Genomic DNA, 23,659 nt, shown 5'->3' with positions numbered 1-23,659 from the left:
GGCCGCTAGCTGTTGCGGGTCATGAGGTTGTTGACGCTGGGTGTGGGGTGAGCTGAGGGGACGGGTCGTCTACTGGGTTGCCGGGCGATCCTCGGACAGCACCTCGAGCACGGCTGCGGTATCCAGATAGAACGGCCGAATCTCGGCGATCAGGCCCGCGCGGAAGGTCATCAGCTGCATTACCGAGGTCTCCAGCATCCGGCCGGTGGCGCGGGCCAGCATGCGGCCGCGGTTGTAGATGACCACCGTCTTGCCGTCCACCACGAACCGCTGCTCGATGAACTCCAACGATGCCCAGGTCCGGCTCATCGCCGCCATGAACTTCTCGATGCCGTCGGGTCCGTGCCATTCGCCACCGTAGGGCAAATGCTCGGCCTGGTACATGACAACATCGGGGGCCAAGCAAGCGGCCATCGGATCGAAGTTGGCGCCGTCTGTGATGTAGGCGGCTTCGGCGGCGAAGAAGTTCTGCAGTGCTGCGCGGGTTGTGGTCACCGGGAAATCATGGCCGCCGAGTCGCTCGCATCGCGTCTGGCGGAAATCGGACGGCTCGCTCGACTCTGGTCACTAGGAGGTGCCGCGGCTGTGGATTGTCGGTGGGGCTCCCTAGACTCTTGCACGTGACCCCAGCGACTACTGATCAGCGTTCCAGTGCCCCAAAGGCGACGGGCACAGCCGCGGCAGCCGATGAGCGGCCGACGTTGTTGCTGTTGGATGGGCATTCGATTGCCTATCGCGCATTCTTCGCGCTGCCCGCGGAGAACTTCAAGACGGTCACCGGGCAGACCACGAACGCGGTGTACGGATTCACCGCGATGCTGATCAATCTGTTGCGGGACGAGAAGCCGACGCATATCGCGGCCGCTTTCGACGTCAGCCGCAAGACCTTCCGTACCGAGGCCTATCCGGAGTACAAGGCGGGGCGCAATGCCACGCCCGATGAGTTCCGCGGCCAGGTCGAACTCACCAAGGATGTGCTCGGTGCCATGGGCATCCCGGTGATGGCGATCGACGGCTTCGAGGCCGACGACCTGATCGCCACCATCGCGACCCAGGCCGTGACCGAGGGGTTCCGCGTCCTGATCGTCTCCGGTGACCGCGATGCCATCCAGTTGGTCAGCGATGAGGTCACGCTGCTCTACCCGCGCAAGGGCGTTTCCGATCTCACTCGGTTCACCCCGGATGAGGTGATGGCCAAGTACCAGCTCACCCCGGCACAGTATCCGGATTACGCGGCCCTGCGGGGTGACCCGAGTGACAATCTGCCCGGCATTCCGGGCGTCGGGGAGAAGACCGCCGCCAAGTGGATTCGTGAGTACGGCGATCTGGTCACCCTCGTCGACAAGGTGGACGAGGTGAAGGGCAAGGTCGGCGACGCATTGCGCGCCAACCTCAGCAGTGTGGTGCTCAACCGTCAGCTCACCGAAATGGTCCGCGACGTCCCGCTGCCCTACACCCCCGACCAGCTGGCCCAGCAGCCATGGGATCGCAATAAGATCCACCAGCTCTTCGACGACCTGGAGTTCCGGGTACTGCGCGATCGGCTCTTCGAAACCCTCGCCCCGCCGGAGCCCGAAGCCGAAGCCGGCTTCGAGATCAGCGGCGGCGCGCTGGCGGTCGGCGCGGTCCGCGAGTGGCTCGCCGAACATGCGAAGGTCGGTGTCCGCCATGGCATTTCGGTAGTCGGCACCAGTGCGCCCGGCAATGGCGACACGCGCGCGCTCGCCATCGCCGCCGCGGACGGCGAGAGCGGCTACATCGATGTCGCCGTGCTGACCCCCGAAGATGATGCTGCACTGGGCGCTTGGCTGGCCGATCCGGCCGTGCCGAAGGCGCTGCACGAGGCCAAGGCCGCGATGCACGCGCTGCGCGGTCGCGGCTGGACCCTGGCCGGTCTCACCAGCGACACCGCCCTGGCCGCCTACCTGGTCCGCCCCGGCCAGCGCAGCTTCAATCTCGACGATCTCTCGCTGCGTTACCTGCATCGCGAACTGCGTGCCGAAACCGACGAAACCCCGCAGCTGTCCCTGCTCGACGATGCCGACACCGTGGACGCTGAGCTGGCGCAGACCGAAATGCTGCGCGCCAGGGCCGTTCTCGACCTGGCCGAGGCGCTCGACGGCGAACTGCGCCAGATCGAATCCAGCACATTGCTCGACGATATGGAACTGCCGCTGCTCGGTGTGCTCGCCGAACTGGAAAATGCGGGCATCGCGGTCGATATCGACCAGCTCGAGACCCTGCAGCGCCAATTCGCCGACAAGGTTACCGAGGCGGCCAATGCGGCCTACGCCGTGATCGGCAAGCAGATCAACCTCGGCTCACCCAAGCAGCTGCAGGTGGTGCTTTTCGACGAACTCGATATGCCGAAGACCAAGCGCACGAAGACCGGCTACACGACCGATGCCGACGCACTGGAATCGCTGTTCGAGAAGACCGAGCATCCGTTCCTGCGGCATCTGCTCGAACACCGCGACGCCACTCGGCTCAAGGTCACCGTGGACGGACTGCTCAAATCCGTCGCCGACGACGGCCGTATCCACACCACCTTCAACCAGACCATCGCCGCCACCGGCCGTCTCTCCTCGACCGAGCCGAATCTGCAGAACATCCCGATCCGCACCGACACCGGCCGCCTGATCCGCGACACCTTCGTTGTCGGCCCCGGCTACCAGTCACTGATGACCGCGGATTACAGCCAGATCGAAATGCGCATCATGGCCCACCTTTCCGGTGACGAAGGCCTGATCGAGGCCTTCAACTCCGGCGAGGATCTGCATACGTTCGTCGCCTCCAAGGCCTTCGATATCCCGCTGTCGGAGGTGACACCCGAGATGCGGCGGCGGATCAAGGCGATGTCCTATGGGCTCGCGTACGGTCTGAGCTCCTACGGTCTTTCGACGCAGCTGAAGATCAGCACGCAGGAGGCCAAGGAGCAGATGGAGGTCTACTTCGACCGCTTCGGCGGCATTCGCGACTACCTCTACGAGGTCGTCGAACAGGCACGCAAGGTCGGCTACACCGAAACCCTCTTCGGGCGCCGCCGCTACCTGCCCGATCTGGACTCCAGCAACCGCCAGCGCCGCGAGGCCGCCGAACGCATGGCCCTCAACGCGCCCATCCAGGGCACCGCGGCCGACATCATCAAGGTCGCGATGATCAATGTGCACAAGGCGATCAAGGAAGCGGGCCTGCGCTCGCGCATGCTGCTGCAGATCCACGACGAACTGGTCTTCGAGGTAGCCGAAGGGGAGCGCGACACCCTGGACGCACTCGCTCGCGAACAGATGTCCTCGGCGATCACGCTGTCGGTCCCGTTGGATGTCTCGGTCGGCACCGGCCGCAGTTGGGACTCCGCCGCGCACTGAGCAAGGGGCGTGAGCGCGGTCTGTAGGCGGAACGCGGCGGCGAGATCCCTTGTCCGATAGACGGTTCGGTCGTTCTGCCCGACCAGATCGACACCCGCGTCGGCGAACGCCTTCGTCGCAACGGCCGCGTCACGCTCACCAACGGCGCCCGGGGCCGCATTTCGAATGCGCGGAAACTACGTCGAACCGTCGGATCGTTCACATTCGAACGATCACCGGTCGCGCGGCACCAGCTTCGCCGACCCGGTGCGCAGATCGATCTCATCGCGCGGCGGCGCCCCATCCGACTTATCTTCTTTATGCATCAGTGCCGTCTGTCTCTGCTCGAATTCGTAAATTTTCGAACCTTGAAAGGCCGCGGCGACCTGTTCGAATCCGGTCGCGGCGACCGGTGTGTGCTTGCGGTGCTTGAACCACGGCAGTATCCGAGTTCCGGTGAGTCGATTCCATAGCACCTCGATGAATGCGAGTCCGATCAGCAGGATGGCCAATCCAGGAATGGTCATGGCGACAAGGGCACCCATGTGACCGAAAGTACCGCCGCGACGGCGGTTTGCCATCCACCGTCAGTGCTACAAGCCCTGAGCTGCGAAAATAATACTCGCTAGTAGGCGCGACGGTCCGACAAATGTGGTTGCTATTGCGTCAGGATGGACCTATTCTGGTCGGCGTGCCGAATCCCGCCGACCGCCACAGCGCCGCGCTCCATGTCGCCGACCGCGACAGCGCAGTGCTAATTCCGCTTACCGCGATGGTGGCAACTCGGCGACTTCTCGTAGTAACCCGCCGTAGCGGGGCCTGATTCGGACCGGCCCCCTCGCTGCGGGCTACTGATTACATACTGCTGGTCCCCTCTGTCAATTGAGAAGACAATCCTCGGGAAGACCTCCGCACATGACCATCCTGACTCGTGATCCCAACATGTTCATCGCCGCCGCCCCCAAGGCGCTGCGCGCCGAATGCGCCGATCTGACCCCGGCGCAGTTCCAGCACCGCTATTGCGAGCACTCCGGCCCGATTCGGGTCGGTGACTGGTCGCCCGCGGGTAATCGGAGCGCGGAATTCACGGCCACCCTGGAATTCGCCGACCACCTGCGCACGGTGATCGCTGCCGGCAGCCCGGTCGCCGCGATGACCTCGGCCCTCTACGACGAGGGCTATCCGGTCGAAATCCTGCAATTCCACCAGCGCCGCACCGCTGCCGGCACCGCGACGTTCGTGCAGTGCGAATGCAATGGCAGGCGCGGTTGGGGCGCGGCCCTTGCCGACGACGGCGCCGAATCGACGGTCCACGCCATGATCGCGGGCGTCAACAAACTGGGCGCCTGAGCGAAGCGAAACGCACCGGGCCGTTCACATTCATGTGAACGGCCCGGTGTGGTGCGAACCGGTGATTACTGACCGGCCTGCTGTTCGGCGAGTTGCTTGCGCACCTCGTCCATATCCAGCGCCTTCACCTGGGTCACCAGATCCTCCAGCGCGGCGGGCGGCAGCGCACCCGGCTGCGCGAAGACCAACACGCCCTCGCGGAACGCCATGATGGTCGGAATCGAGCGGATGTTGGCGGCGGCAGCCAGGCCCTGTTCGGCCTCGGTGTCGACCTTGCCGTGCACGACATCCGGATGCTTGTTCGAAGAGGCCTCGAAGGTGGGTGCGAAGCTCTTGCACGGACCACACCAGTCGGCCCAGAAATCGACGAGTACCACGTCGTTTCCGGTGACGACCTCATCGAAATTCTGCTGGTTCAGCGTCTGGGTGGCCATGACGTCCTCTCGTGTCGTAGTAGCCAGCTATAACGTCCGGCGCGGTATTTATCTTCCGACGGTGCTGTTATCTTCCTCGGGCGACCGGCCACTCGCGCCGTTGATCGCCGTCCCAACGCCGGATACCCACCACGGTCGCGGCGAAATCACGGTCCCTGGCTACGGCGTGGATCGCCTCGCCCAGATGCTGCGCCGGCACCCGCCTGGCCAGCGTGATATGCGGCGTCCACTCGTCGGGTTGCAGATTCGACGGTATGCCAGGACACGGCGATACGACCGAGAAGATACGACGTTGCAGCGCGAGCAACTGTTCCGAGGGCACCACCAGCCGGACCAGGATCGGATGGCGCGCACCGAAGACCAGCACGCCGCCGAGTCGTATCGGAATCGGCCGGAAGCTCAGCTGGTCCAGCGCGTGATCGATGCGCGGCCAGATCTGCCTGGCCACCGCGATGGTGATATGCGGCCGGTTGGATTCGATATTCTTCCCGGCCGAACTGGGAATGCCCGCATCCGCGAGCAACCGCCACTGCCGCCGGATCTCGGCATCGGCCACGTCGTCCAATAACAATTCGACCGACTGCACCATAGTTCACGAAAGGTTAGCCGTCCGCTCGACTCGATGCGTGGCGAACACACAGCCCAGTTGTCGGCGAACGAGCGGCGTCGCGGGAGGATGGCCTGGTGAATCGTGATACGCCGCCCATGCGACTCGGCCTCATCGAAGGTGACGGCATCGGCCCCGAGGTGGTCCGCGCCACCCGCATGGTGGTCGACGAAGCACTCGCCGCGGCCGGCGCGGCCACGGTCGACTGGGTTCGGTTGCCGATGGGGCAGCGCGCCATCGAGGAATTCGGCAATCCGCTGCCGGAGCAGACCCTCGCGGCCCTCGGCGAACTCGACGCCTGGATCCTCGGCCCGCACGACAACGCCGCCTACCCGCCCGAACATCGAATCGCGCCCGGCAGCGCCATCCGAAAGCGTTTCGGTCTCTACGCGAATATCCGCCCGGCGCGGGCCTTCGCCGGACTCGAGGCGAGTGCTCCCGATATCGACCTGGTGATCGTCCGCGAGAACAGCGAGGGTTTCTACGCCGACCGCAATATGTTCGCCGGGTCGGGCGAGTTCCGGCCGACCCCTGACGTGGCGCTGGCGGTCGGCGTGATCACCCGGCAGGCCTGCGAGCGGATCGCACATGAGGCGTTGCGGCTCGCGGCCGCACGTCGCAAGCGGGTCACCATCGTGCACAAGGCCAATGTGCTGCCTATGACCATGGGCCTGTTCCGCGACGTCTGCTACGCCGTCGCCCATGACTATCCGAGCGTCGAGGTTGACGATGAACACGTCGACGCGGTCGCCGCCCATCTGGTTCGCGCCGCCCGTGACTACGACGTGATGGTGACCGAGAACCTCTTCGGCGATATCCTTTCCGATCTCGCGGGGCAGCTGAGCGGGTCGCTCGGTATCGCCGCATCGCTCAACTGCTCGGGGACCAAGGCGATGGCCCAGGCAGTGCACGGCGCGGCGCCGACACTGGCCGGACACAATCGCGCAAACCCGGCGGCGTTGCAGCTCTCGGCGGCAATGTTGTTGCACTGGCTCGGAATTCGTGACAACAACCCCGCCTTGTCGAGTGCGGGTGAACGCATCGAACGTGCCGTCGCGGGGAGTTTCGCCGCTCGGGTCGCCACCGCCGACCTGGGCGGGCTTGCCTCAACCAGTGAATTCACCGAGCAGGTGTGCGCGAGGGTGCACCGGCGCTGACCGGGGTGACCAGCAGCCCGACTCATTCGAACATCGGACCATCCGGTATGGTCCAGCGCCGGTACCTGTGTGTTTGCTGTGCTCGAAGTGTTCCGCACAGAACGGATAATCTTCCGTTACTGTCCAGCACGAAACGCCGCGATCGCTTAGATTGCCAAACGGGTGGTGACACCCGGGTTTCTCGAATCCGAATTGTGGAGGGCTGCTGTGTCTGTTCGATCGGTTCTTGGCAGGCGCGCCCTGCAAGCGATGTGTGTACTCGCCGGTGGTGCACTGGTGCTGACGGGCTGTAGTAACTCCGAGGACAGCTCGCCCGCGGTGGCGAAGGTACAGGGTATCGACAAGTTCGACACGGCGGCGGCGCTGCTTCCGGACAAGATCAAGCAGTCGGGCAAGCTCGTCGTCGGAGTCAATATCCCCTATCAGCCCAACGAGTACAAGGATCCGAGCGGCAAGATCGTCGGCTTCGATGTCGACCTCATGGACGCGGTCGCGGCGACTCTCGGCCTCAAGGCCGAATACCTCGAATCCTCCTTCGAGAAGATCATTCCCGCGATCCAGGCGGGCACCTACGACGTCGGCATGTCCTCCATCACCGACTCGAAGGAACGCGAACAGAGCGTCGACTTCACCACCTACTTCAACGCCGGCATCCAGTGGGCACAGCAGACGGGTAAGCCGATCGACCCGGATAACGCCTGCGGTAAGCGGGTCGCGGTGCAGGCCACCACGGTTGAGGACACCGACGAGATTCCAGCGCGCAGCAAGAAGTGCGAGGCGGAGGGCAAGCCCGCCATCGATAAGAAGCCGTTCGACGAGCAGAGCGCGGCGACCAACGCCCTGATTCTCGGCCAAGTCGACGCGATGTCGGCGGATTCGCCGGTGACCGCGTACGCGATCAAGAAGAGCGACGGCAAGATCGAGCCGGCGGGCAAGGTCTTCGATTCCGCGCCCTACGGTTGGGCCATCCCCAAGGGGTCGGCGCTCGGCAAGGCGCTGCAGGCCGCCGTCCAGCACCTGATCGACAACGGTAAGTACCTGGAGATCACCAAGAACTGGGGTGTACAGGAAGGCGCGATCACCAAGTCGGTCATCAACGGCGCTGCGAGCTGATCGATGTCGTCATCCGAAATCACGCCGGCGCCCGGTGACAACACCGGGCCCGGCCGACCGATCGACACGGCAGAACCGGAGCCGATCAAGGCCGTTCCACTCCGCAGGCCGGGCCGCTGGATCGCCGCGGCGATCATCCTCGCCCTGCTCGGGTTGTTCATCTACGGTGCGGCCACCAATTCCGCGTACGCGTGGGGGACCTATCGAAAGTACCTGTTCGACAGCCGGATCGCTTCCGGCGCGGTGGTCACCCTCGAACTGACCGTGCTGGCGATGGCGATTGCCATCGTGCTCGGCACGTTGCTCGCAGTGATGCGCCTGTCGCCGAATCCGGTGTTGCGCTCGGTGGCTTGGGTTTATCTGTGGATCTTCCGTGGCACACCGGTTTTCGTGCAGTTGGTGTTCTGGGGTCTGTTCCCGTCGCTGTACAAGTCGCTCCAATTCGGGGTGCCGTTCGGGCCCGAATTCGTGCGGATCGACGTGCAGAGCCTGCAAGCCGCATTCACCTTCGCGGTAATCGGCCTCGGTCTCAACGAGGCCGCGTATATGGCCGAAATCGTCCGTGCCGGAATCAATTCCGTAGGTGAGGGACAGCGCGAGGCCTCGGTGGCGCTCGGCATGTCGTGGTCGCAAACCATGCGCAGGACCGTGCTGCCGCAGGCGATGCGGGTGATCATCCCGCCGACCGGCAATGAGCTGATCGGCATGCTGAAGACCACCTCGCTGGTCACCGCCATCCCGTTGAGCACCGACCTCTACGGGCGGGCCCGCGATATCTACGGCGTGAACTTCCAGCCGATTCCGCTGCTCTTGGTCACCGCCACTTGGTATCTCGCGGTTACCAGTGTGTTGATGATCGGGCAGTTCTACCTGGAGCGCCACTACTCACGAGGCGCCTCTCGGCAGCTGACCGCCAAGCAGCTGCAGGAACTGGCCGATGCACAGACGATTGTGAAGGCGAAATGAGCGCGAGTCCGGATAAGAACGATGCGGCTCCGATGATCGTCGCGGATCGGGTCTGCAAGAACTTCGGTGCGCTGCAGGTGCTCAAGGGTATTTCGCTCGAGGTCGGGCGCGGGGATGTGCTGTGCCTGATCGGGCCGTCGGGTTCGGGTAAGTCGACCTTCCTGCGCTGCATCAACCACCTCGAGCAGGTGAACGCGGGTCGGCTCTACGTCGACGGCGACCTCATCGGCTATCGCGAAAAAGGCGGCAAACTCTACGAAATGCACCCGCGCGATGCGGCAAAGCAGCGCCGCGATATCGGCATGGTGTTCCAGCATTTCAACCTGTTCCCACATCGGACGGCGCTGGAGAACATTATCGAGGCGCCCATCCAGGTGAAGGGCATCAACAAGGCGGACGCGGTGGCGCGTGCGCACGAGTTGCTGGACCGAGTCGGCATGGGAGACAAGGCGAATGCCTATCCCGCCCAGCTCTCCGGTGGCCAGCAGCAGCGCGTCGCGATCGCCCGTGCGCTGGCCATGGATCCCAAGCTGATGCTCTTCGACGAGCCGACCTCGGCACTGGATCCGGAATTGGTCGGCGAGGTGCTGGGGGTCATGCGCGAACTCGCCGCCGACGGGATGACAATGGTGGTCGTCACCCACGAAATGGGTTTCGCCCGTGAGGTTGCCGACCAATTGGTATTCATGGACGGCGGCGTGGTCGTGGAGGCGGGTAATCCGCGCGAGGTGCTCGCCGACCCGAAACACGAACGCACCAAGGCGTTCCTGTCGCGGCTGCTCTGAATTCAGCGGCTGCCCAGGCTGATACGGAGTTGTCCGAGTAGAACTTTCGCGGCCGGACGGTCCGGTCGATCACGTCGCCATGCCAGTGCGAGCTGTCCACGCAGCTCCGGTTCGGTGATCGGCAACACCCATACGCCGAATGCCGCGGCCTCCTCGGCTGTCAGTGCGGGCACCACCGCGATGCCGAGGCCGCGGGCGGCGAGCCGGAGCAACAGTGGGGGAGCGGCGGCCTCGAAGGCGATATCGGGCTCGAATCCCGCTGCGGCACAGGCGCGATCGAAGACACCCCGGATGCCGGTGCCGCGCGGCAGACAGATCAGCGGGTGCTCGCGCAGCTGCTCGAGCGTGATCGCACCACGCCGTTTACCGCCCGGCGCTACCGCCGCAACCACCGGCGTATCGAGCACAACATCGATGCCGATATCGGCACCGATCTCCGCGCCGGTCAACCCGACCAGGGCGATATCCAGTTCACCGCTTTGCACCGCCGCGAGCATCCGTTCGGAGGTGTCCTCGGTCAGGGTGATGCCGACCTGCGGGTGGTCGTCGTGAAAGTCCGCGAGCACCGAGGAGATATCGAATTCCTCGTCACCGGCGCCGGATATGCATCCGACACGGACGTGTCCGCGCAGCAGTCCGGTGAATTCGTCCACCGTGGTGGTGATCCGCTCGGTCGCCGCCAGCGCGGCCCTGGCATGCGGTAGCACCGCCGCGCCCACCTCGGTCAAGGTCACCGAGCGGCCGCCGCGATCGAGCAGCTGCTGTCCCAGTTCCCGCTCGAGCTGGCGGATCTGCGCGCTGAGTCCGGGTTGGGCCAGGTGCAATCGGGCGGCGGCGCGGGTGAAGTTGGCCTCCTCGACCACGGTCACGAAGTAGCGGAGCTGGCGTAGTTCCATAACTACTGATTATAGGAATAAGTAGAGTTATCTGTTGTACTTCTGACTCGGCACGCGGCATCGTCTAAGGCATGGGAAACACCGCAGAGATCATCGACACCTTCACCGGCCCGGTCTTTCGGCCTGGCGACACCGGATATGACGAAGAGATCGCCGGCTTCCAGGCCGCGTACCACCACCGCCCCGCGTTGGTCGTCGGCGCGGTGCACGCCGAGGATGTGCGTAACACGGTGGAATACGCGGCGCGCCGAGGGCTCCCGGTTGCGGTTCAGGCCACCGGGCACGGACTCTCGGTCGCGGCCGACGGCGGCGTGCTGATCAGCACCCGTCGGATGACCGACATCAGGATCGACCCGCATACGCGCACCGCCCGCGTCGGTGCGGGAGTGCGGGCGCGCGCGCTGGTCGAGGCCGCCGCGCCGTACGGGCTGGCGCCGCTGAACGGCTCCTCGCCGTCGGTCGGGGTCGTCGGCTACAGCCTCGGCGGTGGATTGGGGCTGCTGGCACGGCAATTCGGCTACGCCGCCGAACATGTGCGCGTCATCGAGATCGTCACGGCCGACAGTCGGGTTCGCACGCTGACCGCCGGCGACGAACTCTTCGGCGCGGTGCTCGGCAGCGGCGGCAACTTCGGCGTGGTGACCGCGCTGGAGCTGGAACTCGTGCCGGTCGCCACCGTCTTCGGCGGTCAGTTGGTGTTCGATACGCCACTGGTCGAGCGGGCCCTGGAAGCCTGGAAGGGCTGGACCGCAACGTTGCCCGACGAGCTGACCTCGACGGTCACCGTCATGACCTTCCCGCCCATTCCGCAGATTCCGGAACCGCTGCGCGGACGCTATGTCGCATCGATCCGTATCGCCTATAACGGATCCGCCGAGGACGGGGAGCGTCTGGTCGCGCCGTTGCGCGCGGTTGGGGATCGCTTGAAGGACGACCTGCAGGTCATGCCATACACCGAATCGCACACCATCCACAGCGATCCCGAGCACCCGCATGCCTACGCCGCCACCAACGCGCTGCTGGGTGAGCTCACGGGAGAGACGTTGTCGGCCTTGCTCGTTGCCACCGGACCCGAATCACCGATCCAGGCGGTGGTCGATATCCGGCACCTCGGCGGTGCGCTGGGCCGGCGTGGTCCCGCGGGGATTGCCGTGGACAACCGGGATGCCGAGTACCTCGTTCGCGTCATCACCATGCCCGGACCCGATGCGGGTGACGCCGCGCCCGAAGACCATGCGGTGGTCCGTGCGGCACTCGCGCCGTGGACTGTCGGCCACAGCCTGAACTTCCTCTACGGCGCGGGTGCCGCCGCCGACGAGGCGCAGACCCGAGGTGGCTACGCACCGGACACCTATGCCCGGCTGGCCGCGCTGAAGGCGAAGTACGACCCCCGCAATATGTTCCGCTTCAACCGCAATGTCGTACCCGCGAACTGATCGCCGCGACTGCCCCGAGCATCTATCGCAGGGGACGGCCTGATGCTATCTTGGTGATATCACTTTGATATTCGGAGGATGTCATGAAGCTTCGTTCGGCGTTCCACATCAACGGCTTTCTCGTGCTGGTGTTGTGGTTTGTCCTCACGCTCCTGTTCGGTGGCGGTGCCATCGCCGGATATGCCGCGGCCGCGCACAACGACAATGTGCCCGCCCTGGTCGGCGCGATCATCGCGACTGTCGTCGCGGTCGTGCTCCTGCTGTTGGCTACCGGGCTCACCGTGGTGAATCCGAACGAGGCCAAGGTCGTTCAGTTCTTCGGCCGCTATATCGGCTCGCTGAGCGAACCCGGCTTCTACTCCGTGGTACCGCTCACCGACCGCCGCAGCATCTCGATGAAGGTGCGCAACTTCGAAACCCAGAAGCTCAAGGTCAACGATGCCGACGGCAATCCGGTGGAGATCGCCGCCGTCGTGGTCTACCGAGTGGTCGACAGCTTCAAGGCCGCATTCTCGGTCGACGACTACGAGGAGTACGTGGCGACCCAGTCCGAGGCGGCCGTGCGGCATCTGGCCACGACCCACCCGTACGACGCGCAAGACCAGAACACCACCAGTCTGCGCGACGGCGCCGAGGTGGCCGAGGAACTGACCATCGAACTGCGCGACCGCACCGAATTGGCGGGCATCGAGGTCGTCGAGGCCAGGATCACCCACCTCGCCTATGCGCCGGAGATCGCCCAGGCCATGCTCGTGCGGCAGCAGGCGGCTCAGGTCGTCGCCGCGCGCACCCGCATCGTGGAGGGCGCGGTGGGTATGGTCGGCCTGGCGCTGGATCGGCTCGCCGAACAGGGCGTAGTCGAACTCGACGAGGAACGCAAGGCCGCCATGGTTTCCAACCTGCTGGTCGTCCTCTGTGGTGACCGCGCCACCCAACCCATCGTCAATACCGGCTCCCTCTACTCCTGAGTCGCCCATGGCCGAGCGCAAGAAGATCCTGCTACGCCTGGACCCGGTGATCCACGAGGCCATTGCCCAGTGGGCCGCCGACGATCTGCGCAGTATCAATGCCCAGATCGAGTACGCACTGCGCCTCGCGTTGAAACAGGCGGGGCGCAACCCGAAGGCGAAACCGGCCGAGGAGTAGCGGGACGATGAAATAGGCTCTGCCGCAATGATGCCGAATACCCACGGGTATTCGGCATCATCGGTACTCGGCCCAGGATTCCGACGAGGCTATGCCGGTTTGTGGGTGACGAAGATGGCGGTGCCGGGGAACAACTCACCCCGCAGCGGACTCCACTGACCCCACTCCCGCTCCAACCACTCGGGCCAATCCGGTTCGACGATGTCATCGAGCAGCAGTCCGGCGGCAACGATTTCACGCACCCGATCACCGATGGTGCGGTGATGCTCGACGTAGGTCGGCGTGCCGTCGCTGTCGACCTCGACATACGGCGTGCGGTCGAAGTAGGGGATCGAGGCGGTCAGACCGGCGGGTCCAGGATCGTCCGGAAATATCCAGCGCATCGGATGGTTCACCGAGAACACCCAGCGACCGCCCGGCCGCAACACCCGCGCAACCTCACGCATCACCAGTTCGGAGTCCGCGACGAACGGGACGGCGCCGAAGGCCGAACATGCCAGATCGAAGGACCCATCGGCGAACGGCAATGCCTCCGCCCCCGCCTGCACCAATGGCACCTGCGGCCCGCCGCGCGCCATCGCCGCGAGTCCGCGCCCGAGCATCCGCATGGACAGGTCGAGCCCGATCGGCTGCGCCCCCTGGCCGGCCAGCCAGCGCGAACACGGTGCGGATCCGCATCCGATCTCCAGGATCCGCTTACCCGCGACCTCGCCGAGGAAATGCATATCGCCCTCGTGCAAGCCCTCCGGGCACCAGATGAACTCCCCTTCGGGGGAGTCGACGCCGAGAAATTCGGCGTGGGTCTGGTGGTACTCCTCGGCATCGGCGTCCCACCAGCGCTGGCTGGCCCGCTGACTGGCGGCCGAGCCGATTCTGGTACGCGTGGTCGCGGTGGTCCCGAGCAGTGCGTTTGCTTGCGCATGGCGATCTTCCGACACGCCGTCAGATTATCCCGGCGTGGCGTCGGGACCGGTTTGCCCGGCTGGACCAAGGTCGCGTACGCTGAACGCGCGAGTGTCTTGGGTACTGCCGTACCGGTGTCGTTGCAGTAGCAGTTTGCAAGGGCAACTGTACTGAAGTAACAGGATGCCCGTGCTGAGTTTCACAAGCGTTTGCGTGCGGTACGTTCATCATGTCCGTCACGTCGCGTCATCGCGGTGAGATCGCAGCGTACCGAAAGTTCCAATGTCCGCAACCGACCACAATCCGTCCGGAGCAAACCGACATATGCCCACCACCGTCACCTCGCCGCAGGTAGCCGTCAACGATATCGGCTCCGCCGAGGACTTCCTCGCCGCCATCGACGCCACGATCAAGTACTTCAACGACGGCGATATCGTCGAAGGAACCATCGTCAAGGTCGATCGTGACGAGGTCCTGCTCGACATCGGTTACAAGACCGAAGGCGTCATCCCCTCTCGCGAACTCTCCATCAAGCACGATGTCGACCCCAACGAGGTCGTTTCCGTGGGCGATGAGGTCGAGGCTCTTGTTCTCACCAAGGAGGACAAGGAAGGCCGCCTGATCCTGTCGAAGAAGCGGGCGCAGTACGAGCGGGCGTGGGGCACCATCGAGGAGCTCAAGGAGAAGGACGAGGCCGTCAAGGGCACCGTCATCGAGGTCGTCAAGGGCGGCCTGATCCTCGACATCGGTCTGCGCGGCTTCCTCCCGGCCTCCCTGGTCGAGATGCGCCGGGTCCGTGACCTCCAGCCGTACGTCGGCAAGGAGATCGAGGCCAAGATCATCGAGCTGGACAAGAACCGCAACAATGTGGTCCTGTCCCGCCGCGCCTGGCTCGAGCAGACCCAATCCGAGGTCCGCAGCGAGTTCCTGCACCAGCTGCAGAAGGGCCAGGTCCGCAAGGGTGTGGTCTCCTCGATCGTCAACTTCGGCGCGTTCGTCGATCTCGGCGGCGTCGACGGTCTGGTGCACGTCTCGGAGCTGTCCTGGAAGCACATCGATCACCCGTCCGAGGTTGTCGAGGTCGGCAACGAGGTCACCGTCGAGGTCCTCGACGTCGATCTGGACCGCGAGCGGGTTTCGCTGTCGCTCAAGGCGACTCAGGAAGACCCGTGGCGTCAGTTCGCCCGCACCCACGCGATCGGCCAGATCGTGCCGGGCAAGGTCACCAAGCTGGTTCCGTTCGGTGCGTTCGTGCGCGTCGAAGAGGGCATCGAGGGCCTGGTGCACATCTCCGAGCTGGCCGAGCGTCACGTGGAGGTCCCGGACCAGGTCGTCGCGGTCGGCGACGACGCGATGGTCAAGGTCATCGACATCGACCTGGAGCGTCGCCGGATCTCGCTGTCGCTGAAGCAGGCGAACGAGGACTACCACGCCGAGTTCGATCCGTCGAAGTACGGCATGGCCGACAGCTACGACGACCAGGGCAACTACATCTTCCCCGAGGGCTTCGACCCCGACACCAACGAGTGGCTCGAGGGCTTCGACAAGCAGCGCGAAGAGTGGGAAGGCCGTTACGCCGAGGCGGAGCGTCGGCACAAGATGCACACCGCGCAGATGGAGAAGATGGCGGCTGACGCCGCGGCCGAGGCCGCGAATGGCGGCGGCGCGTCGGGCAACTACTCCTCCGAGAGTGGTTCGCAGGCCGCCTCCCAGGCCGAGCCCGCCGGCGGTTCGCTCGCCAGTGACGCCCAGCTCGCGGCCCTGCGCGAGAAGCTCTCCGGCAACGCCTGACTCGTAGCGAGGTAGCGAGGGCCCCGGTCCAATCGGACCGGGGCCTTTGCGTTGTGCTGGCGCTGGCAAGCGGTTTTTTGGTGCCGCCCGATGCCTTCGTTGCGCACATCTGCCGCGATCGCGGCGAGCCACAACTCGACGAGCAGGGCTGCGCCACGCATCGTCCTTCGGCTACCGACGGTTGGATAGCGACAAGTCAGACGATTGACCAACTTCACTCGGAAGCCTGATCGACTCCGCGGTAGGGTGCAGGCGAATAGGTGGCACCCGGCCCGACCGAGTCCGGTGAGCCAGGCCACGATGAAAGGCAACAGTACGCATGTGCGCAGCGAGTCCGTTCAGCGGTCTCAACCGTAGGCAGTTCCTGGCGAAGGCCGCCGCGGCTGGGGCGGTGGGCGCACTGGCGTCCTGGGCCAATCCGATCATCGAACGCGCCTACGCCGCCGATCCGGCCGGTACCGGCGGCCTCGGCGATATCGAGCATTTCGTGCTGCTCATGCAGGAAAACCGTTCCTTCGACCACTATTTCGGCACCATGTCCGGCGTGCGCGGCTTCGGCGAGGCATCCAAGGCCTGGCAGCAGTACGGATGGACCCCTGGTGCAGATCCGACCCCGGACGGCTTCGTGAATCCGTTCCGGCTCGACACCACCCGTGGTGCGACCCTGGACGGCGAATGCATCAACGATCCGGACCACAGCTGGGGCGGTATGCACCGGGCCTGGAACGGCGGCGCCAACGACCAGTGGATGCCGATGTCCATTGCCGGCGTCGGCCCGGCCAACGCAGCCGCGGCCATGGGCTACTACCTGCCCGAGGACATCCCGATCCACCATGAACTCGCCGATGCGTTCACCATCTGCGACAACTACCACTGCTCGGTTCTGGGCCCCACGGACCCGAACCGGCTGTACTGGATCAGCGCCACCATCGACCCGGACGGTGTGGCGGGTGGGCCGCTGCTGGAGACGCCCACGCTGATCCCACAGCACGTCTATAGCTGGCGAACCTACCCGGAGAACCTCTCCGAGGCGGGCGTCAGCTGGAAGGTCTACAACAACCGCGATGTCGGTCCGCTGTCCTCGGTGCTCCTGGACGGCATGCTCGGCTGCTTCACCCAATCCTCGGATTCGAATTGCGAATTGGCCCGGCGCGGCCTTGCGCCGGTGTATCCCAACGACTTCCAGGCCGATGTTGCCAACGACACGCTGCCCGCCGTCTCCTGGGTAATTCCGTCGCTGATCAACTGCGAACATCCCGCGCTGCCCGCGGCCTTCGGGGCGTACGGCATCGTGCAACTGCTCGATATCCTCACCTCCAATCCGAAGGTGTGGGAAAAGACCGCGCTGATCATCAGCTACGACGAGAACGGTGGTTTCTTCGACCACGTCACCCCGCCGACCGCTCCGGCCGGCACACCGGGCGAATTCGTCACGGTGCCGCTGGATCGGGTGAAGTCGTCGAACGGTATCGCGGGTCCGATCGGTTTGGGGTATCGCGTTCCCGGCCTGGTGATTTCGCCGTACAGCCGCGGGGGTCTGGTCGCATCGGAGACCTTCGATCACACCTCGCAGCTGCGGCTGCTGGAAACTCGCTTCGGCGTCGACGTGCCGAATCTGACGCGGTGGCGGCGCAGCGTCACTGGCGATATGACCTCGGCCTTCGATTTCGGCTCGGCCCCGAATGCCACGAAGCCGGTGCTCAGTGATCCGAAGCCGAAGATGGATGCCGCGATCGCCCAATGCGGCCCGAATATCGCGCTGGGCACCGCGACCTCGGGTGTCCCGTATCCGGTGCCGCCCAACCAGATGCCGACCCAGCAGCCCGGCTCCCGACGTCGGCCGAGCGGCATCGTACGGGGGTAGGCGGTGGCCTCGCCCGCGCGACAATGATGGCGGCCGCCGCGGTGATCGGCCAGGCGGTGCGTTGGGGTCCATCCGCGACCGCGACGGTATTGTCGCCGGTTTCGTCCCAGTGTTCTTTCATGCTTTCGGATCACGAATACCTGTAATCCATGGATAGGCCGAACAATACGGCGAATACCAGCATCGGCAGATGCACCCGCAGGAATCCGGTGCTGTGGAAGCCGAGCGCGGATTCGCCGATGCCGTGCTGGAATACCGCGACGGTGAGTCCGAGTGCGGCGCCGGTGGCCAGCAGATTGAGCAGAAGTGCCTCGAGCGCCAACGAGTGCTGACGGGCAGCACGAAATGACCCAGCCCCTGGTAGGGCTGGGTCATTAGAGGTCTATGGCCAGATGGGCGGCTGAAGTCAGCTAGCGGTCGCAGGCGCCCAGTACGCGGTCGCGGCAGCGGAGCGCTTTCGCATGGCAGCGAAGCTGTGCCGCGCGGGGCTGATCAAAGCGGTGAACCACGAGCGGCGGTGCTCGGCGAGCGCGGCCGCGACGGCGGGGTGCTTGATGCAGTGCATGCCCCCCGCCTTGCCCAGGCGGTGGCGACCCGCCTGGTTGATTTTGATGCCCAATGCTGTTCCTTTGCTTGCCGGTGCTGGCCTGAATCGCCACGGCGAAGATTAGTCGAACGAAAGTGTTCGGCACAGTATTTTGCACAAGTAATTGCTTCGGCGTGTCGGAAAGCTATGGCCCGCGCTCGGGGTTCGATCGGAAATGTTGCGAGATGGTCTCGGCCTAGTCACGGATCGGGCAAATGCTGTTTCGGGCAGTGGAATGTCCGGCGCGAGTGGGTAACGCGGCCGATTGAGTGGGCTGTGCGGTCAGGGGGTTGTGTTCGGTGCGAGATCGTGGATGCGAGACTGGTCGAATGTTGCGGATCGGCCTCACCGGAGGCATGGGAGCGGGCAAGTCGACGGTGGCGCGGATTCTCGCCGATCTCGGCGCGGTGATCGTCGATTCCGATGTGATCGCCAGGGAGGTCGTCGAGCCCGGGACCGAGGGCCTGACGGCGTTGGTAGCGGCATTCGGCCCCGACATCCTCGCCGCCGACGGCAGTCTGGACCGGCCGGCGCTGGCGGCCAAGGCATTCGGAAACGACGACGCGCGCGCGACGCTGAATTCCATTGTCCATCCATTGGTTGGCAAACGAACCACGGAACTGATTTCGACCGCGCCGTCGGATGCGATTCTCATTCAAGATATTCCACTTCTGGTGGAAAACGGTCTCGCGCCGCTGATGAATCTCGTATTGATCGTCGATGTGCCGGCGGAAACTCGGATACGGCGATTAGTCGAATTCCGGGGCGTTTCCGAATCGGATGCGCGGGCGCGTATTTCGGCGCAGGCCACCGACGAACAGCGCCATGCCGTGGCGGATGTGCTGTTGGACAATAGCGGCGAGCCCGGGGCCATTGATCCGGTTGTCCGGCAGTTATGGGTGCAACGGCTATTGCCATTCGAGGAGAACCTGCGCACGGCGACTCCGGCGCGCCGCACGGCGTTGCGCGTTGTTCCCGCGAATCCGGAGTGGGCGGCGCAGGCGCAGCGGCTCATCGCTCGGCTGCGGGTGGCCTGTGGTCCGGCGGCAGCACGGATCGACCACATCGGCTCGACCGCGGTGCCGGGATTGCCAGCCAAGGACGTGATCGATGTGCAGATCACCGTCGCGGATCTGGCGGCTGCCGATGGGCTGCGAGATGCGTTGGGGGCGGCCGGTTTTCCGGTGTGCCCGGATATCACCGGCGATAATCCGAAGCCGACGGCGGCGGATCCGACGGGCAGCGATACGGCATTGTGGGCCAAGCGGTTTCACCAGAACGCCGATCCGGGGCGGCTGGCGAATGTGCATATCCGGGTGGCGGGTTCGCCCGGACAGGAGTTCGCGCTGCTGTTCCGAGACTGGCTGCGCACCGATGCGGCAGTGCGCGCGGAATATCTGGAGGTCAAGCGCGAGGGCGAGGCCAAGGCGGCAGGGCTGACCGGCGAGGCGGCGACGCTTGCGTATCTGGCGGTGAAGGAACCGTGGTTCGACGCCGCCTACGTGCGGGCCGCCGCCTGGCGCGACTGCGTCGAAAACTGAGCGGCGGTACTACTGCCAGGTCAGGGTGATGTCCATGGTGGCGAGCCAGCGGTCCAGCGAGTAGCCGTTGGCGGCGATGCCATCGATCGCGATGGCAGCGCGTTCGATGGCGGCCTTGGCTTCGGCGAGGGTGATCAGACCGGCGGTGTGCGCGGCGAGCAACTCGTCCGCGTCGAGCAGTTCGGTCTCGCGGCCCGAGCGCACCACGATATCGAGGTAGTGGTCCACCGACTTCCACTTCTTCGCATCGACCTGGGTGAATCGGCCGAGGTCGAGGTAGTAGTCCTGATCGCGTCGATGTGCGGGGTGGTAGTGGAAGATCGTCACCCGAATGCCGAGCCCGGGCAGCAGCCACGACTCGATGTAGTGGAACTGCGGATGATCCGACGTGCGTGCCATGTACAGGCCCCACGGCTCGGTCCGGTAGCGCTCGACCGGCCGGACGAAGCCTTTCGGGTCCGTGTTCGTGAGGTCCGCGAGATTGAAGTACTCGACTTTGGGCCTGTGCACGTCCACTGATGGTGCCTGTGTCATGCAAACAGAATCTACCGCCGTTGCCGCGCCGTCGAGTGGTACGGCAGCGGTTGGACAGACTGGCACGGTGGATCGGCTACATCCAGGTCAGTGTGATCTCGTTGGTGGCAAGCCAGGGTTCGACCTCGTGCCCGTGCGCGGCCACGCCCGCCATCGCCTTCGCCGCCCGGTCCAGGGCGCGATGTGCGTGTGCCGTATCGATCAGACCGGCGGAATGGGCCGACAGCAGATCGGCCACCCCACGCAGTTCGGCCGAGCGAGAGTGGCGCACCGCGATCTCGAGGTACTGGTCCATGGACTTCCAGCGCTTGGGCTCGATCCGGGTGTACTCCCCGATATGCAGGCAATAGTCCAGGTCGCGGTGATGTCCGGGCTGGTAGTGCGCGATCGTCACGCGCAACCAGAGTTCTGGTAGCAGCCAGGTTTCCAGGTATTGGATCCGTGGACCATTGACGGTGCGTGCCACGTACAGGCCCCACGGCTCGACGTGCACGCGGTCGATCGGGCGCACGAAACCCTTGGGATCGGTCATGGTCAGTTCGGCGATATTGAAATGTTCGATCTTCGGTTTTAGTTGGGTGGTGGTCATCGGCGATCCCGGTGCGGTGGTGGTTGGCTGGATCACGGGCGCGACCCCCCGGAAGTCACGCGCAACGTAACCGGCGATACCGGTCACGGCGGGCGCGGCGGCGAGCAATGGAATCAGAGCGCTCATGGCCTCATCCTCAGTCCGACAACCAACCCAGATTACACCTGTTGTGCGCGATTCGGTGATGCTGAGAAAGAGACGAATTTCGTTGCGACAAAAGACATTAATGTCCGTTTACCTGTCCTATAGGACAGGTAACAGATTGCCCATCGGCATTGGTGTGAGGTGGTGCGTCAGATCGCGAAAGCGTATGTCGATCGTGATCCGATGCCCGGCCCGGCAGCGGCGGATCCGCCGGGCAGCGGAATCTGTCGGTGCCTGCGCCTAGGCTGGTGACCATGGCATTCGCAACCGAAATCCCGGCGGAAGGCTACGAAGACCGGGGCACCCCGCTGGCACATTCGGAGTTCCGGCCGGTCGGGGCGATCGAGCGGGCCGATGGGCACTTCCAGGTCGTCAGCGAACACCGGCCGGCCGGCGATCAGCCCACGGCCATCGCCGAACTGGAGCGCCGCATCAAGGCGGGCGAGCGTGACGTGGTGCTGCTCGGTGCGACCGGTACCGGTAAGTCGGCCACCACCGCATGGCTGATCGAGCGGCTGCAGCGGCCGACGCTGGTGATGGCGCCGAATAAGACGCTGGCCGCGCAGCTGGCCAATGAGCTGCGAGAGATGTTGCCCAACAACGCCGTCGAGTACTTCGTCTCGTACTACGACTACTACCAGCCCGAGGCCTATATCGCGCAGACCGATACCTATATCGAGAAGGACAGCTCGATCAACGACGATGTCGAGCGGCTGCGGCATTCGGCCACCTCGAGTCTGCTCTCGCGTCGCGATGTCGTGGTGGTCGCGTCGGTGTCGTGCATCTACGGTCTCGGTACGCCGCAGTCCTATCTGGACCGGTCGGTGCAGTTGGATGTCGGTACCGAAATCGATCGCGACGCCTTCCTGCGGCTGCTGGTCGACGTGCAGTACACCCGCAATGACATGTCCTTCACCCGCGGTTCTTTCCGGGTGCGCGGTGACACCGTCGAGATCATTCCGTCCTACGAGGAACTCGCGGTGCGCATCGAATTCTTCGGCGACGAGATCGAGGCGCTGTACTACCTGCATCCGCTCACCGGCGACGTGGTGCGCCAGGTCGATACCGTTCGGATCTTCCCGGCCACGCACTATGTCGCGGGACAGGAGCGGCTGGAGCGCGCGGTCCGCGATATCGAAGCCGAACTCGAGCAGCGGCTGGCCGAACTGGAGCGCCAGGGCAAACTGCTCGAGGCACAGCGGTTGCGCATGCGCACCCAGTACGACCTCGAGATGATCCGCCAGGTCGGCTTCTGTTCGGGCATCGAGAACTACTCGCGCCATATCGACGGGCGCGCGGCCGGCTCCGCGCCCGCCACGCTGCTGGACTACTTCCCGGAGGACTTCCTGCTCGTCATCGACGAGTCGCATGTCACTGTTCCGCAGATCGGTGGCATGTATGAGGGCGATATGTCGCGTAAGCGCAATCTGGTCGAGTTCGGGTTCCGGCTGCCGTCGGCGATCGACAACCGGCCGCTCACCTGGGAGGAGTTTGCCGAGCGGATCGGGCAGGCGGTCTACCTGTCGGCCACCCCGGGGCCGTACGAACTCGGCCAGGCCGGCGGCGAGGTGGTCGAGCAGGTGATCCGCCCGACGGGTCTGGTCGATCCGCAGGTCGTCGTCAAGCCGACCAAGGGCCAGATCGATGATCTAGTGCACGAGATCCGACTACGGACCGAGCGCGACGAACGGGTGCTCGTCACCACGCTGACCAAGAAGATGGCCGAAGACCTCACCGACTATCTGCTCGGACTTGGGGTCCGGGTGCGGTATCTGCATTCGGAGATCGACACGTTGCGTCGGGTCGAGCTGCTGCGACAGCTGCGACTTGGTGAGTTCGACGTGCTGGTCGGCATCAATCTGCTCCGCGAAGGTCTCGACCTGCCCGAGGTGTCGTTGGTGGCGATCCTGGACGCGGATAAGGAGGGCTTCCTGCGCAGCAGCACCAGCCTCATCCAGACCATCGGCCGCGCGGCGCGCAATGTCTCCGGTGAAGTGCATATGTACGCCGACAAGATCACCGACTCGATGCAGCACGCGATCGAGGAGACCGAACGCCGCCGGGCCAAGCAGGTCGCCTACAACGAATCGATGGGCATAGACCCACAGCCGCTGCGCAAGAAGATCGCCGACATTCTGGATCAGGTATATCAGGAGGCCGACGACAGTGAGGTGGCCGTCGGTGGTTCCGGTCGGAATGCCAGCCGCGGTCGCCGCGCCCAGGGCGAGCCGGGGCGGGCGGTCAGCGCGGGCGTGTACGAGGGGCGCGATGTCAAGTCGATGCCGCGGGCCGAATTGGCCGATCTGGTCAAGGAACTCACCGCGCAGATGATGAATGCGGCCCGCGAGTTGCAGTTCGAATTGGCCGGTCGGCTGCGGGACGAGATCGCGGATCTGAAGAAGGAACTGCGCGGGATGGACGCCGCGGGGTTGAGTTGAGCGGCGGCGTCTTTCGACGCCGCCGGGCTCGG

Annotated in this window: 23 protein-coding genes; 13 read left to right on the top strand and 10 right to left on the bottom strand. The window is 64.8% G+C overall.

The window, feature by feature from the left end; genetic code table 11:
- Positions 1 to 69: 69 nt before the first annotated feature.
- Entirely contained in the window at positions 70 to 495 is a 426-nt protein-coding gene (locus AB0L63_RS22865) for a nuclear transport factor 2 family protein (protein WP_364504341.1), read from the bottom strand.
- Positions 496 to 620: 125 nt separating this feature from the next.
- On the opposite strand from AB0L63_RS22865, the gene polA reads away from it, so the two are divergent.
- The gene (gene polA / locus AB0L63_RS22860) at positions 621 to 3,368 is read left to right on the top strand and encodes a DNA polymerase I (protein ID WP_364504338.1); all 2,748 of its coding nucleotides are present in this window, start codon (positions 621 to 623) and stop codon (positions 3,366 to 3,368) included.
- A gap of 212 nt (positions 3,369 to 3,580) precedes the next feature.
- Here the strand turns inward: polA and AB0L63_RS22855 are convergent, their stop codons facing one another.
- On the bottom strand, positions 3,581 to 3,892 hold the full coding sequence (locus tag AB0L63_RS22855) for a DUF6191 domain-containing protein (RefSeq protein ID WP_364504335.1): 312 nt from the start codon (positions 3,890 to 3,892) through the stop codon (positions 3,581 to 3,583).
- 370 nt (positions 3,893 to 4,262) lie between these two features.
- On the opposite strand from AB0L63_RS22855, the gene AB0L63_RS22850 reads away from it, so the two are divergent.
- Positions 4,263 to 4,697 carry a 2-keto-3-deoxygluconate kinase gene (locus AB0L63_RS22850; protein ID WP_364504332.1) on the top strand — a complete coding sequence of 145 codons (435 nt, stop codon included), beginning with the start codon at positions 4,263 to 4,265 and terminating at the stop codon, positions 4,695 to 4,697.
- Positions 4,698 to 4,762: 65 nt separating this feature from the next.
- Here AB0L63_RS22850 and trxA read toward each other — a convergent pair whose 3' ends face one another.
- A complete protein-coding gene (gene trxA, locus AB0L63_RS22845) occupies positions 4,763 to 5,131 on the bottom strand; it encodes a thioredoxin (RefSeq protein ID WP_364504329.1) in 369 nt (122 codons plus the stop codon).
- A gap of 67 nt (positions 5,132 to 5,198) precedes the next feature.
- The gene (locus tag AB0L63_RS22840; protein WP_364504326.1) at positions 5,199 to 5,720 is read right to left on the bottom strand and encodes a 2'-5' RNA ligase family protein; all 522 of its coding nucleotides are present in this window, start codon (positions 5,718 to 5,720) and stop codon (positions 5,199 to 5,201) included.
- A gap of 116 nt (positions 5,721 to 5,836) precedes the next feature.
- On the opposite strand from AB0L63_RS22840, the gene AB0L63_RS22835 reads away from it, so the two are divergent.
- The 4 genes from AB0L63_RS22835 to AB0L63_RS22820 all read left to right on the top strand — a co-directional run bounded on the left by AB0L63_RS22835 (position 5,837) and on the right by AB0L63_RS22820 (position 9,759).
- Positions 5,837 to 6,895: an isocitrate/isopropylmalate family dehydrogenase gene (locus AB0L63_RS22835; protein ID WP_364504433.1), complete on the top strand. Its 1,059-nt coding sequence runs from the start codon at positions 5,837 to 5,839 to the stop codon at positions 6,893 to 6,895.
- A gap of 249 nt (positions 6,896 to 7,144) precedes the next feature.
- Positions 7,145 to 8,008, top strand: a complete 864-nt coding sequence (locus AB0L63_RS22830) for an ABC transporter substrate-binding protein (RefSeq protein ID WP_364504430.1) — start codon at positions 7,145 to 7,147, stop codon at positions 8,006 to 8,008.
- A gap of 3 nt (positions 8,009 to 8,011) precedes the next feature.
- A complete protein-coding gene (locus tag AB0L63_RS22825; RefSeq protein ID WP_364504323.1) occupies positions 8,012 to 8,974 on the top strand; it encodes an amino acid ABC transporter permease in 963 nt (320 codons plus the stop codon).
- Positions 8,971 to 9,759 (top strand): amino acid ABC transporter ATP-binding protein, encoded by a 789-nt coding sequence (locus tag AB0L63_RS22820; RefSeq protein WP_364504320.1) that lies wholly within the window; start codon positions 8,971 to 8,973, stop codon positions 9,757 to 9,759. Before AB0L63_RS22825 ends, AB0L63_RS22820 begins: the two co-directional genes overlap by 4 nt.
- Before the next feature lie 2 nt (positions 9,760 to 9,761).
- Here AB0L63_RS22820 and AB0L63_RS22815 read toward each other — a convergent pair whose 3' ends face one another.
- Entirely contained in the window at positions 9,762 to 10,655 is an 894-nt protein-coding gene (locus AB0L63_RS22815; protein WP_364504317.1) for a LysR family transcriptional regulator, read from the bottom strand.
- Positions 10,656 to 10,726: 71 nt separating this feature from the next.
- On the opposite strand from AB0L63_RS22815, the gene AB0L63_RS22810 reads away from it, so the two are divergent.
- The 3 genes from AB0L63_RS22810 to AB0L63_RS22800 all read left to right on the top strand — a co-directional run bounded on the left by AB0L63_RS22810 (position 10,727) and on the right by AB0L63_RS22800 (position 13,237).
- A complete protein-coding gene (locus AB0L63_RS22810; RefSeq protein ID WP_364504314.1) occupies positions 10,727 to 12,091 on the top strand; it encodes an FAD-binding oxidoreductase in 1,365 nt (454 codons plus the stop codon).
- An 83-nt stretch (positions 12,092 to 12,174) separates the two neighbouring features.
- Positions 12,175 to 13,059: an SPFH domain-containing protein gene (locus AB0L63_RS22805; RefSeq protein WP_364504311.1), complete on the top strand. Its 885-nt coding sequence runs from the start codon at positions 12,175 to 12,177 to the stop codon at positions 13,057 to 13,059.
- A gap of 7 nt (positions 13,060 to 13,066) precedes the next feature.
- The gene (locus tag AB0L63_RS22800) at positions 13,067 to 13,237 is read left to right on the top strand and encodes a hypothetical protein (protein WP_364504308.1); all 171 of its coding nucleotides are present in this window, start codon (positions 13,067 to 13,069) and stop codon (positions 13,235 to 13,237) included.
- Positions 13,238 to 13,326: 89 nt separating this feature from the next.
- On the opposite strand, the gene AB0L63_RS22795 is transcribed toward AB0L63_RS22800, so the two are convergent.
- On the bottom strand, positions 13,327 to 14,175 hold the full coding sequence (locus tag AB0L63_RS22795; RefSeq protein ID WP_364504305.1) for a class I SAM-dependent methyltransferase: 849 nt from the start codon (positions 14,173 to 14,175) through the stop codon (positions 13,327 to 13,329).
- 289 nt (positions 14,176 to 14,464) lie between these two features.
- Here AB0L63_RS22795 and rpsA point away from each other — a divergent pair, with 289 nt between their 5' ends.
- On the top strand, positions 14,465 to 15,931 hold the full coding sequence (gene rpsA, locus AB0L63_RS22790; RefSeq protein ID WP_364504302.1) for a 30S ribosomal protein S1: 1,467 nt from the start codon (positions 14,465 to 14,467) through the stop codon (positions 15,929 to 15,931).
- A 319-nt stretch (positions 15,932 to 16,250) separates the two neighbouring features.
- Positions 16,251 to 17,795 carry an alkaline phosphatase family protein gene (locus tag AB0L63_RS22785; protein ID WP_364504299.1) on the top strand — a complete coding sequence of 515 codons (1,545 nt, stop codon included), beginning with the start codon at positions 16,251 to 16,253 and terminating at the stop codon, positions 17,793 to 17,795.
- Positions 17,796 to 17,925: 130 nt separating this feature from the next.
- Here the strand turns inward: AB0L63_RS22785 and AB0L63_RS22780 are convergent, their stop codons facing one another.
- Both AB0L63_RS22780 and AB0L63_RS22775 read right to left on the bottom strand, forming a co-directional pair.
- Positions 17,926 to 18,117, bottom strand: a complete 192-nt coding sequence (locus tag AB0L63_RS22780) for a hypothetical protein (protein WP_364504296.1) — start codon at positions 18,115 to 18,117, stop codon at positions 17,926 to 17,928.
- Positions 18,118 to 18,201: 84 nt separating this feature from the next.
- Positions 18,202 to 18,414 (bottom strand): hypothetical protein, encoded by a 213-nt coding sequence (locus AB0L63_RS22775; protein ID WP_364504459.1) that lies wholly within the window; start codon positions 18,412 to 18,414, stop codon positions 18,202 to 18,204.
- A gap of 296 nt (positions 18,415 to 18,710) precedes the next feature.
- On the opposite strand from AB0L63_RS22775, the gene coaE reads away from it, so the two are divergent.
- Positions 18,711 to 19,922, top strand: coding sequence for a dephospho-CoA kinase (gene coaE / locus AB0L63_RS22770; RefSeq protein ID WP_364504293.1), 1,212 nt, complete (start codon positions 18,711 to 18,713; stop codon positions 19,920 to 19,922).
- A 9-nt stretch (positions 19,923 to 19,931) separates the two neighbouring features.
- On the opposite strand, the gene AB0L63_RS22765 is transcribed toward coaE, so the two are convergent.
- Together AB0L63_RS22765 and AB0L63_RS22760 are read right to left on the bottom strand one after the other, a co-directional pair.
- Positions 19,932 to 20,456 carry a DUF402 domain-containing protein gene (locus AB0L63_RS22765; RefSeq protein WP_364504290.1) on the bottom strand — a complete coding sequence of 175 codons (525 nt, stop codon included), beginning with the start codon at positions 20,454 to 20,456 and terminating at the stop codon, positions 19,932 to 19,934.
- A gap of 76 nt (positions 20,457 to 20,532) precedes the next feature.
- Positions 20,533 to 21,171: a hypothetical protein gene (locus AB0L63_RS22760; RefSeq protein ID WP_364504287.1), complete on the bottom strand. Its 639-nt coding sequence runs from the start codon at positions 21,169 to 21,171 to the stop codon at positions 20,533 to 20,535.
- A 272-nt stretch (positions 21,172 to 21,443) separates the two neighbouring features.
- On the opposite strand from AB0L63_RS22760, the gene uvrB reads away from it, so the two are divergent.
- A complete protein-coding gene (gene uvrB / locus AB0L63_RS22755; RefSeq protein ID WP_364504284.1) occupies positions 21,444 to 23,627 on the top strand; it encodes an excinuclease ABC subunit UvrB in 2,184 nt (727 codons plus the stop codon).
- Positions 23,628 to 23,659: the final 32 nt, after the last annotated feature.

The sequence above is a fragment of the Nocardia sp. NPDC051990 genome, assembly GCF_040680755.1.
Lineage (GTDB): Bacteria > Actinomycetota > Actinomycetes > Mycobacteriales > Mycobacteriaceae > Nocardia.
Note: the sequence above shows the minus strand (reverse complement) of the source record. Positions and strands in the feature narration are given on the sequence as shown.